At 65.8% G+C, this 485-nt stretch carries 1 protein-coding gene; it reads left to right on the top strand.

The annotated features are described in order from the left end of the window. A partial coding sequence (locus tag BG61_RS38910; RefSeq protein WP_035943856.1) for an electron transfer flavoprotein subunit alpha/FixB family protein occupies positions 1 to 485 on the top strand: 485 nt, incomplete at both ends.

The raw sequence follows: 485 nt of genomic DNA on the forward strand, positions 1-485 counted from the left end.
ACCGCCTACGGCAAGAACATCGCGCCGCGCATCGCGGCGCATCTGGACGTCGCGCAGATCAGCGACATCACCGCAGTCGACGCACCGGATACCTTCGAGCGCCCGATCTACGCGGGCAACGCGATCGCGACTGTTCAGTCCAGCGATCCGATCAAGGTGATTACCGTGCGCGCAACGGGTTTCGATCCGGTCGCCGCAGAAGGCGGCAGCGCATCGGTCGAGAAGATCGAAGCAGCCGCGGACGCAGGCATGTCGCAGTTCGTGAGCCGCGAGCTGACGAAGCTGGATCGTCCGGAGCTGACGTCGGCGACGATCATCGTTTCCGGTGGTCGCGGATTGGGCAACGGCGAGAACTACACGAAGATCCTCGAACCGCTCGCGGACAAGCTGGGCGCGGCGCTGGGCGCATCGCGCGCGGCAGTCGATGCGGGCTTCGTGCCGAACGACTATCAGGTCGGCCAGACCGGCAAGATCGTCGCGCCGCA

This window comes from Caballeronia glathei, assembly GCF_000698595.1.
GTDB lineage: Bacteria > Pseudomonadota > Gammaproteobacteria > Burkholderiales > Burkholderiaceae > Caballeronia > Caballeronia glathei.